Origin of the sequence: Paraburkholderia sp. UYCP14C (genome assembly GCF_004197395.1) — a bacterium.
Lineage (GTDB): Bacteria > Pseudomonadota > Gammaproteobacteria > Burkholderiales > Burkholderiaceae > Paraburkholderia.
The window spans coordinates 1-1,460 of record NZ_SELS01000244.1 but is presented as its reverse complement, the minus strand read 5'-3'; the positions used below and the strand labels follow the sequence as shown (position 1 = coordinate 1,460).

Sequence of the window (1,460 nt, the reverse complement as noted above, 5' to 3'; positions counted from 1 at the left end):
CAGGGCGGATTCAACCGGTCGTCGCAACACCTTTAATTGAGGAGGTGTTTATGGGACGACCAGCGGGGTGGATGCAGAAGTTGACAGGGCGAGGAGCGATGCGCTCGCCAGGTGCACCGTCGCATCGGCGTGAGATCGAGCGGCGATTCTGGAAGCAAATCGCAACAGGCATTACAAGTGAGAAGGCTGCAGAGGCGGTTGGCGTGTCGCAGGCAGTAGGCGCCCGCTGGTTCCGCCATAATGGTGGCATGCCACTTTCCATGTCGAGCCCAATATCGGGACGGTACTTGTCGTTCGCGGAGCGAGAAGAGATTGGACTACTTTCGTTCCAGGGTGTCGGGGTCCGCGAGATTGCTCGCCGTATCGGACGCAGCCCATCAACGGTCTCGCGGGAACTGACGCGGAACGCTGCAACTCGTAGCGGCCGGCTTGAGTATCGAGCTTCGGTTGCGCAGTGGAAAGCGGAACTGGTTGCCAAACGACCCAAACCTTCGAAACTGGTGACTAACCCACGGCTGCGCCACTACGTGCAAGACCGTCTGGAAGGCAAGGTTCGCGCCGTTGATGGCCGTGAGATTTCCGGGCCCCGCCACGCGCCGTTTAAAGGGAGAAACAAGCCGCATCGCGGTGACCGTAAATGGGTCAATGGCTGGTCGCCCGAACAGATTTCCAACCGGTTGCAGATCGACTTCCCGGATGACGAATCCATGCGCATCTCTCATGAAGCCATTTACCAGGCTCTCTATATCCAGAGCCGAGGTGCTCTCAAGCGCGAGCTGGTTAGCTGTCTGCGCACTGGGCGGGCGTTGCGCGTGCCGAGGGCCAGGGCACAAGCCAGGGCTTGGGCGCACGTTAGCGAGGATGTAATGATCTCCAGCCGGCCTGCAGAAGCGCAGGACCGTGCTGTGCCGGGGCATTGGGAGGGTGACCTGATCGTCGGCCTGAACCGCTCCGCGATCGGAACGCTGGTCGAGCGATCAAGTCGATTCACCATGCTTGTCCACCTGCCTCGCGAAGAAGGCTACGGGCTGATTCCCAGAACGAAGAATGGCCCTGCGCTGGCTGGCTACGGAGCTATCACGATGGCCAACGCGCTCAAGAAGACCGTGACTGATATGCCTGCCCAGTTGTGGCGGTCATTGACTTGGGATCGTGGCAAGGAACTATCCGATCACGCCCGCTTCACGGTCGAGTCTGGGGTGAAGGTATTCTTCGCCGACCCGCACAGTCCATGGCAGCGTGGTACGAACGAGAACACGAACGGCCTTCTGCGGCAATACTTTCCAAAGGGCACAGACCTGTCTCGGTGGAGCGCTCGAGAGATCCAGGCCGTCGCCAATGCACTGAATACCAGGCCCCGGAAAACGCTTGGTTGGAAGACACCGGCCGAAGCTCTGGACGAGTACCTAAAATCTGTTCAACAATCTCGTGTTGCGACGACCGGTTGAATCCGCCCAGTA

Annotated in this window: 1 protein-coding gene; it reads left to right on the top strand. The window is 59.6% G+C overall.

The window, feature by feature from the left end:
• Positions 1-71: 71 nt before the first annotated feature.
• Positions 72-1,448, top strand: coding sequence for an IS30 family transposase (locus tag EVC45_RS44590; RefSeq protein ID WP_129964357.1), 1,377 nt, complete (start codon positions 72-74; stop codon positions 1,446-1,448).
• Positions 1,449-1,460 lie beyond the last annotated feature (12 nt).

Bases quoted from the DNA above. Each gene is read 5' to 3' on its own strand.
- EVC45_RS44590 (WP_129964357.1), top strand. From the start codon at position 72: ATGCAGAAGTTGACAGGGCGAGGAGCGATGCGCTCGCCAGGTGCACCG.